Genomic DNA, 2017 nt, shown 5'->3' with positions numbered 1-2017 from the left:
CCTAATCAAGCCAAAAATATTCTCAAAACAGAGTATGAAAAGCTGAAGTTAGACATCTTACAAAATTTAGCCATACATCAAAAAAATGAGAAAGAAAGCTTAAGAAATTGGATGAATAAATTTTTGGAGATTTTTTTTAAGTTTGTATTACGTTATTGAAAGCTTGCCATCAAAATCTTTACCTCTATTCCCTAAAAGCCTTCTCTTAATTATGTGTGTATTGCTAACTTTAAATGTACTCAGCAATGGAGGTTAATAAAGTGAATCAGAGCTTATTTACATCTCCAAATAGTACGGGCTTGCTTGCCAATCGTTATCAAATCAAGCAGTTAATTGGTAGCGGTGGTATGGGTGAAGTTTTTTTAGCAAATGATATTTTGTTAGGAGGAATACCAGTTGCTATCAAGTTTTTGACTCAAACTGTTGTCGATACCAAGATGCAACAAGACTTTGCTCGTGAAGCTTTAATGAGTGCAGCTTTAAGTCAAAAGAGCATACACATAGTACGGGCGTATGATTATGGTGTGAATGAGAAAGGTAAACCATACTACGTCATGGAATATTTATGTGGCAAGAGTTTAAAGGATTTAATTCCGCTATCTCTGCCCATCTTTTTAACTATCTCTCGGCAAATTTGTTTAGGGTTAGAATCCGCTCATCAAGGTATTAATATTGATGGCAAAATTTGTCCCTTGGTTCATAGAGATATAAAACCTGCCAATATATTAGTTATTCCCGATCCGATATTGGGTCAGTTAGTTAAAATTCTCGATTTTGGGATTGCTAGATTTTTAAATTATGCATCAACAGCTAGTACAAGTAGGGGATTTAATGGCACTTTACCCTACTGTTCTCCAGAACAACTAGATGGGGAAAAATTAGATAGTCGATCTGATATTTATAGCCTCGGTGTGATGATGTTTGAGATGCTCACAGGGAAAAAACCTTGGCAACCAGAAACAGACTATTTTGGTGCTTGGTATAAAGCACATCACTTTGAACAACCAAAAGCGATCGCAGATGTTAAACCCTCTCTTAAATTACCTCAAAAACTAAATAATTTAATCATGTCTTGTCTTGCTAAAAAAGCAAGCGATCGCCCACAAAATATCGCTCAAGTTTTGCAAGTCTTAAATACTTTAGAACAGTCTAGTTGTCCCAGCTTACCTACAACTTTAGGCTCTAATTCTATCCTTAGCCGTCCCTTAGATTCTGGATTACCAATCACAGTAGAACAAAGTTATCGGCAACTTTTGTGGCCTCAAAATAAACCAATTCAAGAAATTGTTTTTCCTCAGCTTCTAGATACCCCACAAGGATCTATGACAGCGCTATGGTTGATGTTGTCTAAACAAGAAATCAAAAACTATGCGGTTTCTAGCCGTTACAACCAGTTTATCTTTATGACATCCCCTCACCCAATGCTATTGTGGGTAACTGTACTCTACAATCGGCAATTGGCTCCTAAGTGGCTACCGTGCTACTTAGATATGCAAAATCCCCAAAATCTTCGGTTGGTAAGTTTACTGGCTGAAAATGAGCAGTATCCGTTGATTTTCTTTACTCTGGAAGCGCCAAATTCTTGCATCAAAGTTCTTAGCAGTCGCATCGAGCCAACTCAGCGGCAAATGTTGCAAACCTGGGTGCAACAGAGTCATAGTCTACCACCCACTTCTCAACCCCAGTTGAGCAAACAGCTATTAAAGCAGCAGTATAAACAAATGCAATGCCGAATATTGCAGCATCTCGAATCAGAACCACAGGTTGTATTATCAAGGTTTTAACGAAAAATTTCCACCTTGGAGAGATGAGACAAAAATAATTTCTAATTTCCAACTCCAAAACACTTGACAAGTAAAAAAAAAATAGTGATAATAGCAAAGTTGCCAAACAAGGGACTGTAGTTCAATTGGTTAGAGCACCGCCCTGTCACGGCGGAAGTTGCGGGTTCGAGCCCCGTCAGTCCCGTTCTAAATTTATGAGTAGTGAATCACCGGAGTTAAGTTCGGTGATTTTG

At 37.9% G+C, this 2017-nt stretch carries 1 protein-coding gene and 1 tRNA gene; both read left to right on the top strand.

Annotated features, from left to right (window positions below; translation table 11 throughout):
• Positions 1 to 260 precede the first annotated feature (260 nt).
• Positions 261 to 1784, top strand: coding sequence for a serine/threonine protein kinase (locus RRG12_RS43520; RefSeq protein ID WP_420760264.1), 1524 nt, complete (start codon positions 261 to 263; stop codon positions 1782 to 1784).
• A 110-nt stretch (positions 1785 to 1894) separates the two neighbouring features.
• Positions 1895 to 1968 (top strand) — tRNA-Asp (locus RRG12_RS43515).
• Positions 1969 to 2017: the final 49 nt, after the last annotated feature.

Source organism: Nostoc sp. CALU 546, assembly GCF_048836525.1.
The sequence above is the reverse complement of the archived record's forward strand: the minus strand, read 5'-3'. Positions and strand labels throughout refer to the sequence as shown.